Source organism: Pseudomonas sp. NFPP02 (assembly GCF_900119355.1).
GTDB classification, from domain to species: domain Bacteria; phylum Pseudomonadota; class Gammaproteobacteria; order Pseudomonadales; family Pseudomonadaceae; genus Aquipseudomonas; species Aquipseudomonas paracarnis.
Map to the genome: position 1 here is coordinate 147,740 of NZ_FPJI01000005.1, position 18,928 is coordinate 166,667.

The following is an 18,928-nucleotide window of genomic DNA, read 5'->3' on the forward strand; positions in this document are numbered from 1 at the left end:
GTTTAGCCGAACAGCCACTTCCAGAGCAGTACCAACACCACCACCGCCAGCACCGGCCGCGCAATGCGGTAGGCCTTGGGATGCTTGCGCTTCCACTGTTTGACCTGGCCGCTGAACTTGTCGCTGAAGGTCTTGCTCCAGGCGTACGCCTGGTTGATGCCGCCCACGCGCTCGTCATCGAGGTTCTGCGGTGCGGTTGCGCGGCCCAGTTGCTTGCTGACCCAGCGGTTGATGCGGGTCATCACGCGGTTGCTCAACGGCCGCTCGATGTCGCAGAACAGGATCACACGGGTCTGTTCGGTTTCGTTTTTCACCCAGTGCACGTAGGTTTCATCGAACATCACGTCTTCACCGTCGCGCCAGGCGTAGACCTGGCCGTCGACGAAGATACGGCAGTCGTCGGAGTTCGGCGTGGACAGCCCCAGGTGATAACGCAGGGAACCGGCAAACGGGTCGCGGTGCGGGTTGAGGTGGCTGCCACCCGGCAACAGCGCGAACATCGCGCCCTTGACGTTAGGGATGCTGCTCACCAGAGCCACAGTCTTGGGGCACAGTGCCTCGGCCGAAGGCAGCGGTTTGTCGTACCACTTGAGGTAGAAACGCTTCCAGCCCTTCTTGAAGAACGAACCGAAGCCGGCGTCGTTGTTCTTTTCGGCAGCGCGGATATAGCCCTCGTCGAACAGGTGCATGGCCTCTTCGCGGATCACTTCCCAGTTGTCCTTGAGCACATCCAGTTCCGGGAACTTGCTGCGGTCCAGGTAGGGCTTGGACGGCACCGCGGAAAACAGGTACATCAGGGCGTTATATGGGGCGAACAGCGCCGAATGGTTGACGAACTGACGCAACATCGGCAAACGGGCCTTGCCACGCAGGTGCACATACAGCGTGCTGCCGATGAACAGCAGCAACACCGACAGTTTGGCGGCCAAAGAAAAGGTCATGCAGCAACTCCTGGAAATAAGCGCCTGGCCAGCAAATTTCCGTCAATGGGAAACCAGACGTAACAGCCGGCCATGATAAACACTTGAGCCATTATGCAGAAGGCCCAGACCGACCGGGTGACATACATCAACCTTGTGGCGAGGGAGCTTGCTCACGCTGGAGTGCGAAGCGCTCCCAGAATAATGGGGCCGCTGCGCAGCCCAGCGGGAGCAAGCTCCCTCGCCACAGGGTTGCTCTTAAGATCAGGCCTGGTTTTCCTGCTCGGTAAACAAATCGCTGAACAACATGCTCGACAGGTAGCGCTCACCGGAGTCCGGCAAGATCACCACAATAGTCTTGCCCTGCATCTCCGGCTTCTCGGCCAGGCGCACGGCCACGGCCATGGCGGCGCCACAGGAGATTCCGCACAAGATGCCTTCTTCCAGCATCAAGCGTCGGGCCATGGCCTTGGACTCCTCGTCGGTCGCCAGTTCCACGCGGTCGACCATCGACAGGTCGAGGTTTTTCGGCACGAATCCGGCGCCGATACCCTGGATCTTGTGCGGACTGGGCTTGATCTCTTCACCCGCCAAGGCCTGGGTGATCACCGGCGAAACCATGGGTTCCACAGCCACCGACAGGATCGGCTTGCCCGCGGTGTTTTTGATATAGCGCGATACCCCGGTGATAGTGCCGCCGGTTCCTACGCCCGCCACCAGCACGTCCACGGCGCCATCGGTGTCGTTCCAGATTTCCGGGCCGGTGGTTTTCTCGTGTATCGCAGGGTTTGCCGGGTTGTCGAACTGGGCCGGCATAAAGTAGGTGGCCGGGTCGCTGGCGACGATCTCGGCAGCCTTGTCGATGGCGCCCTTCATGCCCTTGGCCGGCTCGGTCAGCACCAGTTCGGCGCCCAGAGCCTTGAGCACTTTACGGCGCTCAAGGCTCATGGACGACGGCATGGTCAGCAGCAATTTGTAGCCACGGGCGGCGGCGACAAACGCCAGGCCGATACCGGTGTTGCCCGAAGTCGGCTCGACTATGGTCATGCCCGGCTTGAGTTTGCCGCTGCTTTCCGCATCCCAGACCATGCTGGCGCCAATGCGGCACTTCACCGAATAGCCGGGGTTACGCCCTTCGATCTTGGCCAGGATCGTCACGCCCCGCGGTGCGATGCGGTTGATCTGAACCAGAGGCGTGTTGCCGATGGAGTGCGCGTTGTCTGCGAAGATGCGGCTCATGGCGATTCCTGTTGTCGAGACTTTGGAAGGCCCCAAGGGTATGCCTCGTGCTCCCAAGCGTCCAGAAGGAGGAACGTTGCGACGATCAGAACAGTCAATCCCCTACAAGCTAGGAGAACTGCCCAATGAAACGTCGCTACAGTTGGCCGTTAGGGACAATCGCCGCTCTGGTGCTGGTCCTGATTGCCGTGCACATCGCGCTGCCCTACCTGGTGCGCAACTACCTGAACGACAAACTCGCCAACATGGGCGATTACCGTGGCGAGATTGCCGATGTGGACCTGGCGCTATGGCGCGGCGCCTACCGGATCAACGGCCTGCAAATCGTCAAGGTGGACGGCAAGGTCCCGGTACCGTTCGTCAAGGCGCCGCTGATCGAGTTCGCCGTGAGCTGGCATTCACTCTGGTACGACCACGCCGTCGTGGCCGAGGGGCATTTTGTGCGCCCGCAGATCAACTTCGTCGATGGCGGGGCCAACAAACAGGCGTCCCAGACCGGTAAGGGCACCGACTGGCAGGAACAACTGCGCAAGCTGCTGCCGATTACCCTCAATGAAGTACGCATCGAAGACGGCGAGATCGCCTTCCATAACTTCAGCTCCAAGCCTCAGGTGAATATCAACGCCACCGCGGTCAACGCCAGCTTCTATAACCTGACCAATGTGGTGGATGTCAAAGGCAAGCGTGATGCACGCTTTGAAGGCAAGGCACTGCTGCAAGGCCAGGCGCCCCTGGAAGCCAACGCCACCTTTGACCCGCTGAGCGATTTCGAAGAGTTCGAGTTCCGCTTCCGCGCCCGCGACCTGCAACTCAAACGCATGAACGACTTCGCCTCTGCCTATGGCAAGTTCGACTTCAAGGCAGGCACGGGTGATGTGGTGATCGAAGCCCAGGCTGAAAATGGCCGGCTCACCGGCTATATCAAGCCGCTGCTGCGCGATGTGGAGGTGTTCGACTGGCAACAAGACGTTGAAAACCAGGACAAGAATATCTTCCGTTCGATCTGGGAAGCCGTGGTGGGCGCCAGCGAAACCGTGCTGAAAAACCAGCGTAAAAACCAGTTCGCCACCCGTGTGGAGCTGAGCGGTAGCGTGCATCAGCAAAATATCAGTGCGTTTTCTGCGGTGATCGCGATTCTGCGCAATGGGTTCATCCAGGCGTTCAATGCTCGTTACGAACAGCCCAAGCCCAGCGCTGATTAACCCTGTGGGAGCTGGCTTGCCTGCGATGGCGGTGGGTCAGCCAACTCATCTGTCACTGATACACCGCCATCGCAGGCAAGCCAGCTCCCACACTTCCTGCATGGGCCAGGGCTGATGTGACCCGCCATTCAGAGACTGAATAACCCGTCTGCGTTCACAGTCGCCGGGGCTGAGGGGTATAGTCGGGCCATTGATGAATCCGAGGAATGACCGATGAAGTTCGAAGGCACCCAGGCCTATGTGGCTACCGATGACCTGAAACTGGCCGTCAACGCCGCCATCACCCTGGAGCGGCCGCTGCTGGTCAAGGGCGAACCGGGCACCGGCAAGACCATGCTTGCCGAGCAACTGGCCGAATCCTTCGGTGCCAGGTTGATCACCTGGCACATCAAGTCCACCACCAAGGCGCACCAGGGCCTGTACGAGTACGACGCGGTCAGCCGCCTGCGCGACTCGCAACTGGGCGTGGACAAGGTGCACGACGTGCGCAACTACCTGAAGAAGGGCAAGCTGTGGGAAGCCTTCGAGTCCGAAGAGCGGGTGATCCTGCTGATCGATGAAATCGACAAGGCCGACATCGAGTTCCCCAACGACCTGCTGCAAGAACTCGACAAGATGGAGTTCTACGTCTACGAAATCGACGAGACCATCAAGGCCAAGAAGCGCCCGATCATCATCATTACCTCCAACAACGAAAAAGAGCTGCCGGACGCGTTCCTGCGCCGCTGCTTCTTCCACTACATCGCCTTCCCCGACCGCACCACCCTGCAAAAAATCGTGGATGTGCACTACCCGGACATCAAGAAAGACCTGGTCAGCGAAGCGCTGGACGTGTTCTTCGATGTGCGCAAGGTGCCGGGCCTGAAGAAAAAACCTTCCACCTCCGAGCTGGTCGACTGGCTCAAGCTGCTGATGGCCGACAATATTGGCGAAGCGGTGCTGCGCGAGCGCGACCCGACCAAGGCCATCCCTCCCCTGGCCGGCGCCTTGGTGAAGAACGAGCAAGACGTGCAGTTGCTGGAGCGGCTGGCGTTCATGAGCCGTCGCGGTAATCGCTGATGCTGCTCAACCTGTTCAACGAAATGCGTGCCGCCAAGGTACCGGTGTCGGTGCGCGAGCTGCTCGACCTGATCAACGCGCTCAAACAGCGCGTGACCTTCGCCGACATGGACGAGTTCTACTACTTGGCCCGGGCGATCCTGGTCAAGGACGAGCGGCATTTCGACAAGTTCGACCGGGCCTTCGGCGCCTATTTCAACGGCCTGGAAAAGCTCGACGACCACCTGCAGGCGCTGATCCCCGAAGAATGGCTGCGCAAGGAATTCGAACGTTCCTTGAGCGATGAGGAACGCGCGCAGATCCAGTCCCTGGGTGGCCTCGACAAGCTGATCGAGGAGTTCAAGAAACGCCTGGAAGAACAGAAAGAACGCCACGCCGGTGGCAACAAGTGGATCGGCACCGGCGGCACCAGCCCCTTTGGTTCTGGCGGCTACAACCCCGAAGGCATTCGCGTCGGTGACGCCGGCAAGCGCCAGGGCAAGGCGGTGAAAGTCTGGGACCAGCGCGAGTACAAGAACCTCGACGACCAGGTGGAACTGGGCACGCGCAACATCAAGATCGCCTTGCGCCGCCTGCGCAAGTTTGCGCGCCAGGGCGCGGCCGAAGAGCTGGATATCGACGGCACCATTGACCACACCGCCCGCGATGCCGGCTTGCTGAATATCCAGATGCGCCCCGAACGGCGTAACACTATCAAGCTGTTGCTGCTGTTCGACATCGGCGGCTCGATGGATGCCCACGTGAAAATCTGCGAAGAGCTGTTCTCCGCGTGCAAGACCGAGTTCAAGCACCTGGAGTATTTCTACTTCCACAACTTCGTGTACGAATCGGTGTGGAAGAACAACCAGCGCCGTACTTCCGAACGCACCTCCACCCAGGACCTGCTGCACAAATACGGCGCCGACTACAAAGTGATTTTTATCGGCGATGCGGCCATGGCGCCCTATGAAATCACCCAGGCCGGTGGCAGCGTCGAGCATTGGAACGAGGAGCCCGGGTATGTGTGGATGCAGCGTTTCATGGCCAAGTACAAGAAGCTGATCTGGATTAACCCCTACCCGAAAGATACCTGGGGCTATACGGCGTCGACGGGGATTGTGCGGGAGTTGGTGGAGGACCAAATGTATCCGCTGACGCTGCGCGGGCTTGAAGAGGGCATGCGTTTTCTATCCAAGTGAACCCTGGCCTGTAGCCGATGCTAACGGCTACAGGCACGGCACTCAGCAGTGCTCGTTGTCGATCCAGGAAAACCTGAGAAAGAGCGCAGCGAACTGTTTGATCAGTTCAGAATCCTGGCGGTCTACTTTCCCGTCGTTGTTCACATCCTGATTGATCGAAACACTGGCCCCTTGACCATTCCCGTCGCTGTATACCGCCGCCGAATAGACGATGGTTTCATCTCGAGGGTCTCCCTCGCCATGGTGGAAGTGCAGCCGTACCGTATCAGGAATCCCGTTGTCATCGAAGTCGCCGGCAAACACCTTCAGGTATTTGTCAAAGGGCTCATCGAGACTGAACCACTGGAAAGCCAGAAACAGCTGGGAAAACTCCAGTGCCATCTCCCGGTCAACCTTGTCGACAATGCCGTCTTGATTGAGATCATCCGCAATAATCCAGTCAAACTGGCCATCGTCAGTAATATCAAATGCCGTTGCCCGATGCACAAGCGCGGGGGTTTGGGCGGTGTCATAAAACTCCAGATAGACCACATCCGGAATATCGTTATCGAGTACATCCTGGGCATATATCTTCAAATAGCGCATAGCAAAGCCTGATAGTGAATAAGCCAATCAAGGCTTGCATGGCTGTGCGCTGGGGCAAAGACGACAAAATTCTGCAATGTCGTAGGACTCATCTTTAAAACCCACTTACGCTGAAAACCTGCGTAAATACTCTATGTGCTGCCGATGCGCTGTTTCCTGCACCACCGGGGCCAACCGGACTTTCTCCCCCGGCAAACACTGCGCCAGCCGCGCCAAGGATAAAGGCGTCAACGCGCCCAACCGCGGATAACCACCGATCGTCTGCCGGTCATTGAGCAACACAATCGGCTGCCCATCCGGGGGCACCTGGATCGCGCCCAACGGTATCCCTTCGGAAATCAACGACGGCCCCTGATACTGCAATGGCGTGCCGAGCAAACGCACGCCCATACGGTCGGCACGGCTGTCCAGAGACCATTCGGCGTTGAAGGCATCAAACAGGCTCTGCCCGCTGAACTGGCCTATCTGCGCGCCGATGATCACGTCCAGTGATGCAGCGGATTGCACATCCGGGTTGGCCAGCACCTTCATTGCACCGCCCGTACCGGAATAAGCCAACCGCCCGCCTTCGGCCAAGGCTTTGCCGAAACCGTCCACCCCGCCCAATGCCTCGCGCACGACCGTGGCACAACTGCCCAGTACAGTCTGCGCATCAAAGCCACCGGGCGCGGCCAGATAAGCGCGTGCCCCATTGCACGGCTGGGTGAAGCGCAGTCGCTGGCCCTTTTGCAGGATAAAACTGCGACCGGGGCTTATCGCCCGCTCATCGACATAGGCGCCCAGGTCCGCACCGGCCAAGGCCAGCAGGCAATAATCCTCAGCCTGTACGGTAAAGCCCCCCAGGGTAATTTCCACCACCGGGGCATCCAGGGCATTGCCCAAAAGCCAGTTGGCCCAGGACATCGACACCCAATCCAGCGCGCCGCCCTGGGTCACGCCCAGGTGGCGTACACCAAAACGACCGGCGTCCTGCAACAGGCACAGTGGCGTGCTGGCCTCGATGATCAAGCGGCTCATGCTTGCGCCTCCAGCGGCGTGTCGTCGCCACCCAAGTGGATGAATTCGGCGTGGCTGACCGAGGCGAAGCGCACCGTGTCGCCGGGTTGCATCAGGCTGTAGCCGTCGCGCTCCCGGTCGAACAGTTTGGCCGGGGTGCGGCCGATCAGGTTCCAGCCGCCCGGGGACACCACCGGGTACGCAGCGGTTTGCCGTTCGGCGATACCGACACTGCCAGCGGCCACGCGTTTGCGCGGCGTGTTGAGGCGTGGGGTGGCGAGCACTTCGTCCACCAGCCCCATAAAGGCAAACCCAGGGGCAAAGCCCAGGGCGAATACCTGGTACTCGTGGGCGCTGTGGCGGCGGATCACCTCCTCCACGGCCAGCCCGCTGCGCTGGGACAGCAAGGTCAGTTCCGGGCCGACACTCAGGTCGTACCACACTGGCAACACATGGCATTGGCCGCTGCCCTGGGCCTGGGGTTGCAGGTCGGTAAGGGCCTGGTCAATCAGCGCCCGGGCCTGGGCCGGGGTTAGCGCAGTGAGATCGTAATGCACCATCAAGGTGGTGTAGGACGGCACCAGGTCCACCAATGCCAAGCCAAAGCCATTGCGCAAGCGCTCGGTAGCCGCGAGCATCCACGGCATGTTGGGCTCGGCGATCACGTCAAACAGGCGCACCATCAGGCAGTCGATCGCCACCACTTCGATGCGTGGGTTCATGCTGTTTTCAACGCTTCGCGGATACGCTGCACGGCAGCCACCGAGCTGGCGTTGTCGCCATGCACACACAGGGTATTGGCCTGGAGTACCAATGAGCTGCCGTCGCTGGCAATCAGCGATTCGCCACGGGAAAGGGTCAAGGCCTGCTGCACAATGGTTTCGCTGTCGTGGTGCACCGCGCCGGGCAACTGGCGGGAAACCAGATGGCCGTTGCTGTCATAGGCACGGTCGGCAAAGGCTTCGAACCACAGCGTCACCCCGTATTCATCACCCAACGCTTGGGCCGCGCGGTTATCCCGGGTGGCCAGCAGCATCAGCGGCAGGTCGCCGTAGGCGGCCACGGCCTGGATCACCGCACGCAACTGCGCGGGGTTGGCCATCATGTCGTTGTACATCGCACCATGGGGTTTCACATAGCTGACGCGCCCGCCCTGAGCGCGGCAGATGCCATCCAGCGCGCCGATCTGGTAGTGCAACAGGTCCTGGATTTCCTGCGGCGTGTAATTCATGGAGCGCCGGCCGAAGCCTTGCAGGTCCTGGTAGGCCGGGTGGGCGCCCACTTGTACGCCGTGCTTGAACGCCAGGCTGACGGTCTTGCGCATGATGCTCGGGTCGCCGGCATGGAAGCCGCAGGCCACGTTGGCGCAATCAATGAACGGCATGACTTCGGCGTCCAGACCCATGGTCCAGTTGCCAAAGCTTTCGCCGATGTCGCAGTTCAGTAGCAGGCGGCTCACGGTGGTCGCTCCTGTAGGTTTTGTTTTTTTGTAGTGTGGGATTTATTACACAGAACTCGCAACTTGTCCTGGCACCCCAACGACGCTTATCGTGGAACGGCTCGATTTTTGGCGCTTGCCCGGTGCGACGTCCAACTAATAAAAACCGATTCATGCATAAGAAAAAGTTGATCCCATGAATTTGAAGTTCCTCGAAACCTTCGTCTGGGTGGCCAGGCTCAAGAGCTTCCGGCTCACGGCCGAGAAGCTGTTCACCACCCAGGCCTCGATTTCCAGCCGCATTGCGGTGCTGGAAAGCGAGTTGGGGGTGAAGCTGTTCCTGCGTGATTCGCGTGGCGTGAGCTTGACGCCGGAAGGCTTGAAAGTGCTCGACTATGCAGAGCAGATGATGGTGACCATGCAGGGTTTGAAGCAGTCTCTGGAGACCACCAGCAGCAAGGTCGGGCGCATTCGGATCGGCGCGATGGACACGGTGATCCACACCTGGCTCAGCCCGCTGGTCGCTGAACTGATGAAACTGTTCCCGCTGGTGGAGATCGAGCTGATCGCCGATACCGCGCTTAACCTCAGCGATCAGCTACAAAAAGGCTTTCTTGACCTGATCCTGCAAACCGACCTGCTGCGCCTGGAAACCGTGCGCAGCCTGGAACTGGCCAGCCACCCCATGGCCTGGATCGTGGCCAGCCAGTCGATCTACAACCGCGACTACGCCTCCCTCGCCGAACTGGCCCAGGAGCGCATCATCACCTACTCGAAAAACTCTCACCCACATCAGGACGTGTTGAGTTTGATGCAGGCCAATGGCGTGGCCGCACCGCGCATGAACTGCGTGAACTCGGTGTCGGCGATTACCCGGTTGCTGCGCGATGGCTTCGGCATCGGCGCACTGCCGCCGGTGCTGGTGAGCGAAGAGCTGGAGCGAGGGGAATTGGTGATGCTGCCCATGGCCCAGCGCCTGCCGAACTTGCAGGTGGTGGTGTCGTGGCGCGTAGGAGTGGAGTTGGTGGAGGAAATTGTGGGGTTGTGCCAGAAAGTCGTCGCCCGCTATGCCGAGCAAGTCGGTGCAGAACGCATGCAACTGCATAAACCCGATTAATCGTTCCCATGCTCTGCGTGGGAACGCAGCCTAGGGCGCTCTGCGCCTCCAAGCGCGACGCGGAGCGTCAGAAAAAGCATTCCCACGCGGAGCGTGGGAACGATCAGTGGGTCGTTAGAGGCCCTTGAGGTCCCGTTCTTCGATGGGCCGGCTCTGGCGCAGGCGCCGGCCGCCCAACACCACCCAGTCGATCAAGCGGTACAGGCACTCGATGCCGAACGACAACAGCATCGCCCCGCCCAGGCCCCAGCCCATGGCTTCAGGCGTCAGCAGAATCTGGTAGCTGTAGCCATTCCAGGTCTCCGAACGGATATCCGGGTCGGCAGCCACCGCCACTTGCAGGGCACGGATGTACCACGGGCCCTGCATGGCCTGGTATTGCTTGTCCAACTCGAGCTGACGATCGAGCATAGCGCCCAGGCTGCTGGCGTCGCTCTGGAATACCGGGTCATCGCTGGCGCGGTAATGCGCCACCAAGGCTTGCATATCGCCGTTGAAGAACTGCTGCGCCGTGGACTCGAAACCGCGCAAGCCGGTCTGGGCCTCGATCAGGTGGGCTTCGACGCGCTTGGCGTAGTCATTGATAAACCCCGGCACCTGCACGCCGACCAACAAGCCAACGGCAAACAGCACCAACCGCAGATAGCTCAGCAACATGCTCGATTCCTTACTCGGTAACGCCCTGGCTGACACATTCACCGCGTCGCCACAGGCTCCATTGGCCCGGTTCGTAGCGGGTCCAGTTTTCGTTGTCGGTCAACGGCTCGGTGGCGATCACCGTTACCACATCATTGGGGGTGGTTTCGGCCTGAAAATCGACGATCACGTCGACATCTTTCAAGCGCGCCGGGCCAAAAGGCGCACGCCGGGTGATCTGTGCCAGCTTGGTCGAGCAATAGCAGAACAGCCAGTCGCCGTCGCTGAGCAGGCAGTTGAATACGCCCTTGCTGCGGTATTCGGCGCAGGCGGCGATCAGGTCGGGCAGCACCTGTTCGATGTCCACCGGCTCGGGGAAGGCTTCGCGCACACGGTTGAGCAAGTCGCAGAACGCCGCTTCGCTGTCGGTATCGCCCACCGGGCGGTAGAAGGTGGCGCGGGGGTTGAAGTCCGCCAGTTGGCCGTTGTGGGCAAAACACCAGTTACGCCCCCACAGCTCGCGCACGAACGGATGGGTATTGGCCAGGCTGACCTTGCCCACATTGGCTTGGCGAATATGGCCGATCACCACTTCGCTCTTGATGGGATAACGCTGAACCAGCAATGCGACTTCCGACTCGCTACTGGCAGCCGGGTCCTGGAACAGGCGCAGGCCACGGCCTTCATAGAAGGCAATGCCCCAGCCGTCGCGGTGCGGGCCAGTGCGCCCACCGCGCTGCATCAGCCCGGTAAAGCTGAACACGATATCGGTGGGGACGTTGGCACTCATGCCCAATAATTCACACATGCCAGGGCTCTCGCTGCAGGGCAAACAACGTTAAAGGCGCGGTTCGACCCGCATACCACCGGCAGGCGCCGGACGACGGAACGGTTCGTCGTCTTCCGGCTCGACGGCCAAGGCCGCATCCGCAGCAGCCTTGCGCTCACGGCGAGCGTTGGCGGCGCGCTCGATGGGCCAGCGAATCAGCACAAACACGATGTACAGGGCAAACGCGATCATCGTGTACATGAACAGGTCGGAAATGGCGCGCCAGGCGTTGTTGCCGACCTTGAGCACCAGGTCCAGGGCGGTAATGGCCACGGCCGGCGCAAACTGGGTCTTGACCGGGTCGACAATGGTCGGGCTGAGCAGCAACACCGCCATCAGCAATTGCAGGGGCTCGCGCAGCCAGCGCCAGATCCAGCGGGTCATGCGCCACCACACCAACAGGCAGCCCAAAGCGGCGAAGGCGTAAAGGCCCCAAGCGGTCAGATAGTCGTTCTCGGTCATGGTGTCCATGGCAAGGTTGGCAAACAGGCGGCTATGATAACGGCTTTTGCGTGTCGCGGCTGCAATGCCTGCCACCGTCTGCCAGATAGGGAATTATCCATGCCTATTTCCACCGCACCGATTGCCCGCAAGGCCCCAGGCCCAGACCCGTACGCTTGGCTGCAAGAACGCGACAACCCTGAGGTGCTCGACTACCTCAAGGCCGAAAACGCCTGGCAGGAAGCCCAACTGGCCGATCAGCAAGCGTTGCGCGAGACCCTGTTCGAAGAGATCAAGGGCCGCATTCTGGAAACCGACCTGTCCCTGCCCTCCCCTTGGGGCCCGTATCTGTATTACACCCGCACCACCGCCGGCGACGAATACGCCCGCCACTACCGCTGCCGCCGCCCGGCCGATGACAGCAACCAGGTGGACACCAGCAGCGAAGAGCTGTTGCTGGACCCGAACGTGTTGGCCAATGGCGGCTTTTTCTCCCTGGGCGCGTTCAGCATCAGCCCCGATCACCAACGCCTGGCCTACAGCCTCGATACCAGCGGCGAAGAGATTTACACCCTGTTCGTGAAGGAATTGGCGACCGACAAGGTCAGCGAACTGGCGTTCGACAACTGCGATGGCAGCATGACCTGGGCCAATGACAGCCTGACCCTGTTTTTCGGTGAGCTGGACGACACCCATCGCCCGCACAAGCTGTATCGCTATCGCCTGGACGGCACCGCAGCGCAGGAAGTCTTCCACGAGCCCGACGGTCGTTTCTTCCTGCATTGCTACCGCTCAAGCTCCGAACGCCAACTGTTGCTGGCCCTGGGCAGCAAGACCACCAGCGAAGTCTGGGCGCTGGACGCCGAGCAACCGCACCTGGCCTTCACCTGCCTGGCGCCACGGGTCGAAGACCACGAATACGACGTCGACCACGGCAAGCGCAATGGCCAGTGGACCTGGTTTATCCGCAGCAACCGCGATGGCATCAACCATGCGCTGTACGTGGCCGCCGACACCGGCACGCCGCCCACCGAAGCCGACTGGCAGAACCTGATCCCCCACAGCGACGAGGTCATGCTCGACGGCGTGAGCCTGAACGCCAACGCCATGACCTTGAGCCTGCGCATCGGTGGCCTGCCAGTCATCGAAGTGCACCCTGAGGATGTGCCGGCCTATCGGGTGCAATTGCCTGACGCCGCCTACAGCCTCTACGTGCAGAACAGCCTGGAGTTCCCCAGCGACAAGATCCGCCTGCGCTATGAGGCCTTGAATCGCCCGGCCCAAGTGCGTCAGCTCGAGCTGGCGACAGGCGCGCAGGTCGTGCTCAAGGAAACCCCGGTACTGGGCGTCTTCAACGCCGACGATTACGTCAGCCAACGCCTGTGGGCCACTTCCGCCGACGGCACTCAGGTACCCATCAGCCTGGTGGTCAAGCGTGACCAGCTCGGCAAGCCGACGCCGCTGTACCTGTATGGCTACGGTGCCTACGGCTCAAGCCTGGACCCGTGGTTCTCCCATGCGCGCCTGAGCTTGCTCGACCGTGGCGTGGCGTTTGCCATCGCCCATGTGCGCGGCGGGGGTGAGCTGGGGGAAGCCTGGTATCGCAACGGCAAGCAGGAACACAAGCAGAACACCTTCAGCGACTTTATCGCCTGCGCCGAACATTTGATTGCCGAGGGCCTGACCACCTCCCAGCAACTGGCGATCAGTGGCGGCAGTGCCGGCGGCCTGTTGATCGGCGCGGTGCTCAACCAGCGTCCGGAATTGTTCCAGGCGGCGATTGCCGAAGTGCCGTTCGTCGATGTGCTCAATACCATGCTCGACCCGGAACTGCCGCTGACCATCACCGAGTACGACGAGTGGGGCAACCCCGAGGACCCCGAGGTGTACGCGCGCATCAAGGCTTACGCGCCGTACGAGAACGTCAGCGCCCAGGCTTACCCGGCCACGCTGGTGATCGCCGGCTATAACGACAGCCGCGTGCAGTACTGGGAAGCCGCCAAGTGGGTGGCCAAGCTGCGGGATATCAAGACGGACGACAACCTGCTGCTGCTCAAGACCGAGCTGGGTGCCGGCCATGGCGGCATGAGCGGGCGCTATCAGGGCTTACGTGACGTCGCCCTCGAATATGCCTTTGTGTTCAAGGCCCTCGGTCTGGTCTAACCGCCCGGCGTTTTCGGCTTGCTGTCGTTCTGCTGCAGGCCAGGGACCGTCTGGTCCTTGGGCGGCGCCGGCAACACGATGGGCGCCAGCGGCGGCGAGCCATTCTGGGTCTTGGGCGCAACGGGCGGAGTGACTTGCGGGTACAACGTGGGTGTTGGCGTGCCCGGCGCGCCTGGGGTTGGCGTGGGCGCGACCGGTACGGTTTGTAACTCCTGAGCCTGCGCGGTACCCAATGCGAGCGCGCTCAACACAATGACCGTTAGAATGCTGCACTTCATCGATGGCTCCATGGCCTGACCGGAATGCCCTAAGGCTACTCCCAACCGCGCAAGAATGCCCTTCCCAATGAGATTTCCATGAAACGTTTTGTTCTGCTGGACACCACCCCAATCCCCGACAACGGCGGTGCCTTGTGCCTGTTCGAATACGGCGAGGACTTCGTCATCAAGATCCAGGGCGGTGACGGTGGCCAGTTGATGAACACGCGCATGCACGGCTCCGAAGATGCCTTGGCGGAGATTCCCTGCCGCAAAGTGGCCGGACGCCCAGGATCACGGGTGCTGATCGGCGGCCTGGGCATGGGCTTTACCTTGGCCGCGGCGCTCAAGCATTTGGGCAAGAGCGCCGAAGTGGTGGTGGCCGAACTGGTGCCCGGCGTCGTGGAATGGAACCGTGGGCCACTGGGGGAGAAATCCGGACGCCCGCTGCTGGACCCGCGCACCGTGGTCCGCCTGGAAGACGTGGCCAAGGTACTGCAGGCCGAGCCCCAAGGCTTTGATGCGATCATGCTCGACGTCGACAACGGCCCCGAGGGGCTCACGCAAAAAGCTAACAGTTGGCTGTACTCGGCCAGTGGCCTGGCCGCGTGCGCCAAGGCCCTGCGGCCCAAGGGTGTGCTGGCGGTGTGGTCGGCCAGCGCCGACAAGCTGTTCAGTGACAAACTGCGCAAGGCCGGTTTCAAGGCCGAGGAAGTGCAAGTGTTTGCCCATGGCAACAAGGGCACGCGGCATACCATCTGGATTGCAGAGAAGCTCAAGGGCTGATCACGGTTGATTCAATAGCGCCAATCCCCTGTGGGAGCGGCTAGAATCAACCTTGTCCGTGAACCACCCAATAATAGCCAGGAGCCATGATGAGCTCGAATAACCCACCCTCCCACACCGCCAAGCTGGACCGCATCCTCGCCGATGCCCAGCGCGACCGCGAAATGGGCTACCGCGATAAAGCCTTGAAGATGTACCCCCACGTGTGTGGCCGCTGCGCCCGTGAGTTTTCCGGCAAGCGCTTGAGTGAACTGACCGTCCACCACCGCAACCACAACCATGATGACAACCCCCAGGACGGCTCCAACTGGGAGTTGCTGTGCCTGTACTGCCACGACAACGAACACTCGCGCTACACCGACCAGCAGTACTTCGGCGAAGGCTCCACCAGCAGCCCGAGCATTGCCAAGGCGACGCACAACCCGTTTGCGGCGTTGGCGGGGTTGATGAAAAAAGGCAGCTGAATGCTCCAAGCTGCAAGCCTCAAGAAAAAGCCGCTCGGTTTTTAACTTGCAGCTTGTAGCTTGCAGCTATACTGCTGCCTTTTTCAAAGGCACTCCCGTGGGCAATAAACGCTACAGCTGCATCGGTCTGTACAACCCCAAATCCCCCGAAAACGTCGGCTCGGTGATGCGTGCCGCCGGCTGTTACGGCGTGGCCTCGGTGTTCTACACCGGCGTGCGTTACGAGCGCGCCCGGGGTTTCATCACCGACACCAAGAAGGTGCACCACGATATCCCGCTGATCGGCATCGACGACCTGAAAAAGATCCTGCCCCTGGGCTGCATTCCGGTGGCCGTGGAACTGGTCGAAGGCGCCCGTCCGCTGCCTGAATACACCCACCCCGACCGCGCCCTGTATATCTTCGGCCCCGAAGACGGCTCCCTGGACAAAGAGATCCGCGACTGGTGCGAGGACGTGGTGTACATCCCCACCACCGGCTGCATGAACCTGGCGGCCACGGTCAACGTGGTGCTCTACGACCGACTGGCCAAGGGCAATAACACCCGTTCGGGCCCCAAGTACTGACATTGCGGGAACATCCGGCACATGCGCGCAGTCAGCTAGTAACACTTGCCCTTGTTGGAGACTGATCATGAGCGACAGCAAAACCTTGCGACCTATCATCGAAGCCGCCCCCTTGAAGCCTCAACCCACCCAGAACGTGCATGGCTGGGAGCGCATCGGCTCGGTGGCCGGCGGGGTAATGATGGTGGGTAAAGGCTTGCGCCGCGGCGGGATTTTCGGCTTGATCCAGGTAGCGATTGGTGGCGTGGCACTGGCCCGTGGCTTTACAGGGCACAGTTCGCTCAAGGACAAACTGGAACAGGGCCGCCAGGAAATGAACAGCGTGCGCACCAAGATCGAACGGGCCGGTGAAGAGTTGAAGAACCTGAAGACCAAGGCCGAAGTGGCGGCTGAAAAGGCGGTGAAACCTAAAGCCTGACCTGAGACTTGGACATGCTGGAGATTCAAATGTGGGAGGGGGCTTGCCCCCTCCCACATTTTGAATTGCACAGGGGTTTGGATCAGCGCAGCAGTTTGCTGTCCAGTACCACCGACGACTCACCGATCACACTCTCGGCCAACTGCACGAATTCTTTGGTGTTGACGCTGTTCACCCGCATCAACGCCTGCGCCAGATCGTCCAGGGAGCGTTTGTTGTGGGTCTTCACGCGGATCTCACGGTCCAGCTCCTGCAACACCACCACCGAACGCGCCAGCCTCGCGCCGTTGACGTGCTCGCCTTTGAGAGTGGTGACGTCTTTGCCTTCTTTGGTCAGCCGCGCCTGGATCGCCGCATAGCGTTCATCGGTAATGCCACCGGCACGTCGCATCAGCTCAATCGCGTAGTACTCGCCCAAGCCCTCGCTGATCCAGTCGCTGCTGTCGTGGTCATTGAAGCGTCCGATGGCCTGCACCACTTCGCGCAGCAACGGGCTGCTGCCATTTTCGCCCACCAGCGGCGTGCGGCTGTTGAGGTAGATCGAATCGCGTAACGAATAAGCGCCCCGCCGCATCGGGTCACTGGCACCGACAATCAACAGTTTGCCGGGATGGCGCGGGAACGCGGCTTCCACCTGGGGCCAGACAAACGTCAGCAACGTCAGCACGTCCATGCGGCGCATGCCCTGGCCCTTGGGCGAGGCCACGGTGACGTCGGTTTCACCCAGGCGCAGGCGGCGGCTGCCGAGGTTGCCCGCCAGCATCCAGCCGGTGGGACGGTCGAACAGGCGGGACACGTTGTCGATGCGGAATTTGTTCTGGCCGATGCGCGGCCAGGCCGTTTCGACGCTCTTCCAACCCGTCGGCAGTTCGAACATCAGACGTGAGACCAGCTCGACGCCGTCTTGCTGGTCGAGACGTGCGGCCGGCACCAAGTCTTCGCCGCGCAGTAACGCCCAGCCGGGCGTGATGCGTGTGTCATACACGCCGGGCTTGCGCGCATGGGCCAGGCGCACCCGGTAGGTCAGGCTGGCCTTGTCAGGGCTGGGTTGCCACAGGCCACGGTTGCCCGTGACTTGCCACTGGCCATCGGCCTTGAAGTCGCTGTAGTCACCGTCGCGGCCCAGGTCGAAGTTCAGGCTGCGCACCGCCGCGCCCTGGGACAGGCTGACGCGCACCTCGGCCTGCTGGCTTTGGGGCAACAGCTTGATGTGGTAATCCAGGTCGACTTTCTTCGCGCACCAGCCCGGCCCGCTCAGCGCCAGCACGACCAGGCCCGCTGCCCACTTGGCGGCCACCTTCATACACACTCCTCATTCAGCCTGCGCGGAAAATCAGGTAATCCTCCCAGTCGTCCTCGGGCACGCTGCCTTCGCTGAGCATGCGCCCGGACTGGGAAATGCGTTCATGGTGCACCGCGTCACGGTCGCCGCAGACCAGGTGATGCCACAGCGGCAAGTCCTTGCGCTCGCTGACCAGGCGATAACCGCAGGTCGGCGGCAACCATTTGAACTGATCGGCCTGGCCCGGTGTGAGCTGAATGCAATCAGGCACCGAGGCGCGGCGGTTGGGGTAATCAGTGCACTGGCAGGTTTTCAGGTCGAGCAGTTTGCAGGCGATACGCGTGTAATAGACGCTGTTGTCGTCCTCATCCTCAAGCTTTTGCAGGCAGCACAGGCCACAGCCGTCGCACAATGACTCCCACTCCTCTTGGTCGAGGTGCTCAAGGGTTTTGCGTATCCAGAAAGGTTCGACTTTGGCGGCCATGGCTCTGCATCAGTATCGGAAGGTGAAAAGGCCGCCAGTCTAGTGCCCAAGCCCGTTGGGGCCAAGCGCTTACGACTGACGGTGTTGCAAGACTTGTCAGGCCTGGGTGGGCGCAGTAGTTTTGAATCCCGTTTTTTTCATCAGGGTCTGTCCATGAGCAATAACCCCCGTGTTGCCGATTATCCGATCCACACCCAATTCACCGAGCGCTGGTCGCCCCGCGCCTTTACCGGCGAGAGCATCCCGCAGGAGACGCTGCTGAGTTTCTTCGAAGCGGCACGCTGGGCGCCTTCGGCCTACAACTCGCAGCCGTGGCGGTTTCTGTATGCGCGCCGTGACACGCCGGACTGGGAGCGCTTCCTGGGCCTGCTGAATGAATTCAACCGCAATTGGGCGCAGCATGCGTCGGCCCTGATCATCATCGCGTCGAAAACCGACTTCATCGCCCCGGGTGCTACCGAAGAAACCCCGGCGCTGTGGCACACCTTCGACACCGGCTCGGCCTGGGGCCACCTGGCGCTGCAAGCCAGCCTCAGTGGCTGGCACACCCACGGCATGGCCGGTTTCGACCAGGAACTGACCCGCAAGGAGCTGAAGATTCCCCAGGGTTATGCGCTGCATGCGGCCGTGGCGGTGGGCAAGCTGGGTGACAAGTCGAGTTTGCCGGAGTACCTGCAAGGGCGCGAAATGCCGAGCCCGCGCAAGCCGTTGAGCGAGCTGGTGTCCGAGGGTGACTTCAGCCTCTAAGCATCGCCCTCTCATCCTCTGTAGGAGCGAGCTTGCTCGCGAAGAACGTCAACGATGACGCGCACTTTCTGAATAAGCGCGGCGCCTGTGAGTTTTTCGCGAGCAAGCTCGCTCCTACATGA

The 18,928-nt window shown here is 61.1% G+C and carries 22 protein-coding genes; 10 read left to right on the top strand and 12 right to left on the bottom strand.

Annotation, left to right across the window (positions count from 1 at the left end; translation table 11 throughout):
* Window positions 1-2: 2 nt before the first annotated feature.
* Both BT204_RS10765 and cysK read right to left on the bottom strand, forming a co-directional pair.
* On the bottom strand, window positions 3-941 hold the full coding sequence (locus tag BT204_RS10765) for an aspartyl/asparaginyl beta-hydroxylase domain-containing protein (RefSeq protein ID WP_005786126.1): 939 nt from the start codon (window positions 939-941) through the stop codon (window positions 3-5).
* Between the two features lie 243 nt (window positions 942-1,184).
* Window positions 1,185-2,159: a cysteine synthase A gene (gene cysK / locus BT204_RS10770; protein ID WP_014717498.1), complete on the bottom strand. Its 975-nt coding sequence runs from the start codon at window positions 2,157-2,159 to the stop codon at window positions 1,185-1,187.
* Window positions 2,160-2,284: 125 nt separating this feature from the next.
* Between cysK and BT204_RS10775 the strand changes: the two genes are divergently transcribed.
* From BT204_RS10775 to BT204_RS10785, 3 genes are all read left to right on the top strand, one after another.
* Window positions 2,285-3,361 carry a DUF748 domain-containing protein gene (locus tag BT204_RS10775; protein ID WP_072446792.1) on the top strand — a complete coding sequence of 359 codons (1,077 nt, stop codon included), beginning with the start codon at window positions 2,285-2,287 and terminating at the stop codon, window positions 3,359-3,361.
* A gap of 213 nt (window positions 3,362-3,574) precedes the next feature.
* Window positions 3,575-4,420 (top strand): AAA family ATPase, encoded by an 846-nt coding sequence (locus tag BT204_RS10780; protein ID WP_003189627.1) that lies wholly within the window; start codon window positions 3,575-3,577, stop codon window positions 4,418-4,420.
* Window positions 4,420-5,598, top strand: a complete 1,179-nt coding sequence (locus BT204_RS10785) for a vWA domain-containing protein (protein WP_003189625.1) — start codon at window positions 4,420-4,422, stop codon at window positions 5,596-5,598. Before BT204_RS10780 ends, BT204_RS10785 begins: the two co-directional genes overlap by 1 nt.
* 42 nt (window positions 5,599-5,640) lie before the next feature.
* On the opposite strand, the gene BT204_RS10790 is transcribed toward BT204_RS10785, so the two are convergent.
* The 4 genes from BT204_RS10790 to BT204_RS10805 form a co-directional block, all read right to left on the bottom strand.
* Window positions 5,641-6,183 carry a hypothetical protein gene (locus BT204_RS10790; protein ID WP_054919976.1) on the bottom strand — a complete coding sequence of 181 codons (543 nt, stop codon included), beginning with the start codon at window positions 6,181-6,183 and terminating at the stop codon, window positions 5,641-5,643.
* A gap of 105 nt (window positions 6,184-6,288) precedes the next feature.
* Window positions 6,289-7,200, bottom strand: coding sequence for a 5-oxoprolinase subunit C family protein (locus BT204_RS10795; RefSeq protein WP_072446794.1), 912 nt, complete (start codon window positions 7,198-7,200; stop codon window positions 6,289-6,291).
* Window positions 7,197-7,901, bottom strand: coding sequence for a 5-oxoprolinase subunit B family protein (locus BT204_RS10800; protein WP_057975687.1), 705 nt, complete (start codon window positions 7,899-7,901; stop codon window positions 7,197-7,199). Before BT204_RS10800 ends, BT204_RS10795 begins: the two co-directional genes overlap by 4 nt.
* Window positions 7,898-8,638, bottom strand: a complete 741-nt coding sequence (locus tag BT204_RS10805; protein WP_057975686.1) for a 5-oxoprolinase subunit PxpA — start codon at window positions 8,636-8,638, stop codon at window positions 7,898-7,900. Before BT204_RS10805 ends, BT204_RS10800 begins: the two co-directional genes overlap by 4 nt.
* Window positions 8,639-8,813: 175 nt before the next feature.
* On the opposite strand from BT204_RS10805, the gene BT204_RS10810 reads away from it, so the two are divergent.
* Window positions 8,814-9,734 (top strand): LysR family transcriptional regulator, encoded by a 921-nt coding sequence (locus tag BT204_RS10810; RefSeq protein ID WP_034126629.1) that lies wholly within the window; start codon window positions 8,814-8,816, stop codon window positions 9,732-9,734.
* A gap of 114 nt (window positions 9,735-9,848) precedes the next feature.
* Here BT204_RS10810 and BT204_RS10815 read toward each other — a convergent pair whose 3' ends face one another.
* The 3 genes from BT204_RS10815 to BT204_RS10825 are packed head-to-tail and all read right to left on the bottom strand — an operon-like array spanning window position 9,849 to window position 11,736.
* Window positions 9,849-10,391 carry a DUF2937 family protein gene (locus BT204_RS10815; protein WP_034126628.1) on the bottom strand — a complete coding sequence of 181 codons (543 nt, stop codon included), beginning with the start codon at window positions 10,389-10,391 and terminating at the stop codon, window positions 9,849-9,851.
* 10 nt (window positions 10,392-10,401) lie between these two features.
* On the bottom strand, window positions 10,402-11,178 hold the full coding sequence (locus tag BT204_RS10820; RefSeq protein ID WP_003189615.1) for a class II glutamine amidotransferase: 777 nt from the start codon (window positions 11,176-11,178) through the stop codon (window positions 10,402-10,404).
* Between the two features lie 30 nt (window positions 11,179-11,208).
* Window positions 11,209-11,736 (bottom strand): hypothetical protein, encoded by a 528-nt coding sequence (locus BT204_RS10825; RefSeq protein WP_054919983.1) that lies wholly within the window; start codon window positions 11,734-11,736, stop codon window positions 11,209-11,211.
* A 24-nt stretch (window positions 11,737-11,760) separates the two neighbouring features.
* Here BT204_RS10825 and BT204_RS10830 point away from each other — a divergent pair, with 24 nt between their 5' ends.
* Complete coding sequence (locus BT204_RS10830; protein ID WP_072446796.1) at window positions 11,761-13,803, top strand: S9 family peptidase; 2,043 nt, start codon at window positions 11,761-11,763, stop codon at window positions 13,801-13,803.
* Here BT204_RS10830 and BT204_RS10835 read toward each other — a convergent pair.
* The gene (locus tag BT204_RS10835; protein WP_034126625.1) at window positions 13,800-14,081 is read right to left on the bottom strand and encodes a hypothetical protein; all 282 of its coding nucleotides are present in this window, start codon (window positions 14,079-14,081) and stop codon (window positions 13,800-13,802) included. The genes BT204_RS10830 and BT204_RS10835 overlap by 4 nt on opposite strands.
* 78 nt (window positions 14,082-14,159) lie before the next feature.
* On the opposite strand from BT204_RS10835, the gene BT204_RS10840 reads away from it, so the two are divergent.
* From BT204_RS10840 to BT204_RS10855, 4 genes are all read left to right on the top strand, one after another.
* On the top strand, window positions 14,160-14,846 hold the full coding sequence (locus BT204_RS10840) for a spermidine synthase (RefSeq protein WP_034126624.1): 687 nt from the start codon (window positions 14,160-14,162) through the stop codon (window positions 14,844-14,846).
* Window positions 14,847-14,935: 89 nt separating this feature from the next.
* Complete coding sequence (locus BT204_RS10845) at window positions 14,936-15,310, top strand: YajD family HNH nuclease (protein ID WP_034126623.1); 375 nt, start codon at window positions 14,936-14,938, stop codon at window positions 15,308-15,310.
* A gap of 97 nt (window positions 15,311-15,407) precedes the next feature.
* Complete coding sequence (locus BT204_RS10850; protein WP_072446798.1) at window positions 15,408-15,875, top strand: RNA methyltransferase; 468 nt, start codon at window positions 15,408-15,410, stop codon at window positions 15,873-15,875.
* 67 nt (window positions 15,876-15,942) lie between these two features.
* Window positions 15,943-16,293: a YgaP family membrane protein gene (locus BT204_RS10855; protein ID WP_014717485.1), complete on the top strand. Its 351-nt coding sequence runs from the start codon at window positions 15,943-15,945 to the stop codon at window positions 16,291-16,293.
* An 82-nt stretch (window positions 16,294-16,375) separates the two neighbouring features.
* On the opposite strand, the gene BT204_RS10860 is transcribed toward BT204_RS10855, so the two are convergent.
* Together BT204_RS10860 and BT204_RS10865 are read right to left on the bottom strand one after the other, a co-directional pair.
* On the bottom strand, window positions 16,376-17,596 hold the full coding sequence (locus tag BT204_RS10860; protein WP_057975680.1) for a hypothetical protein: 1,221 nt from the start codon (window positions 17,594-17,596) through the stop codon (window positions 16,376-16,378).
* A 13-nt stretch (window positions 17,597-17,609) separates the two neighbouring features.
* A complete protein-coding gene (locus tag BT204_RS10865) occupies window positions 17,610-18,059 on the bottom strand; it encodes a YcgN family cysteine cluster protein (protein ID WP_003172524.1) in 450 nt (149 codons plus the stop codon).
* A 153-nt stretch (window positions 18,060-18,212) separates the two neighbouring features.
* Here BT204_RS10865 and BT204_RS10870 point away from each other — a divergent pair, with 153 nt between their 5' ends.
* Window positions 18,213-18,806: a nitroreductase family protein gene (locus tag BT204_RS10870; RefSeq protein ID WP_054898831.1), complete on the top strand. Its 594-nt coding sequence runs from the start codon at window positions 18,213-18,215 to the stop codon at window positions 18,804-18,806.
* Window positions 18,807-18,928: the final 122 nt, after the last annotated feature.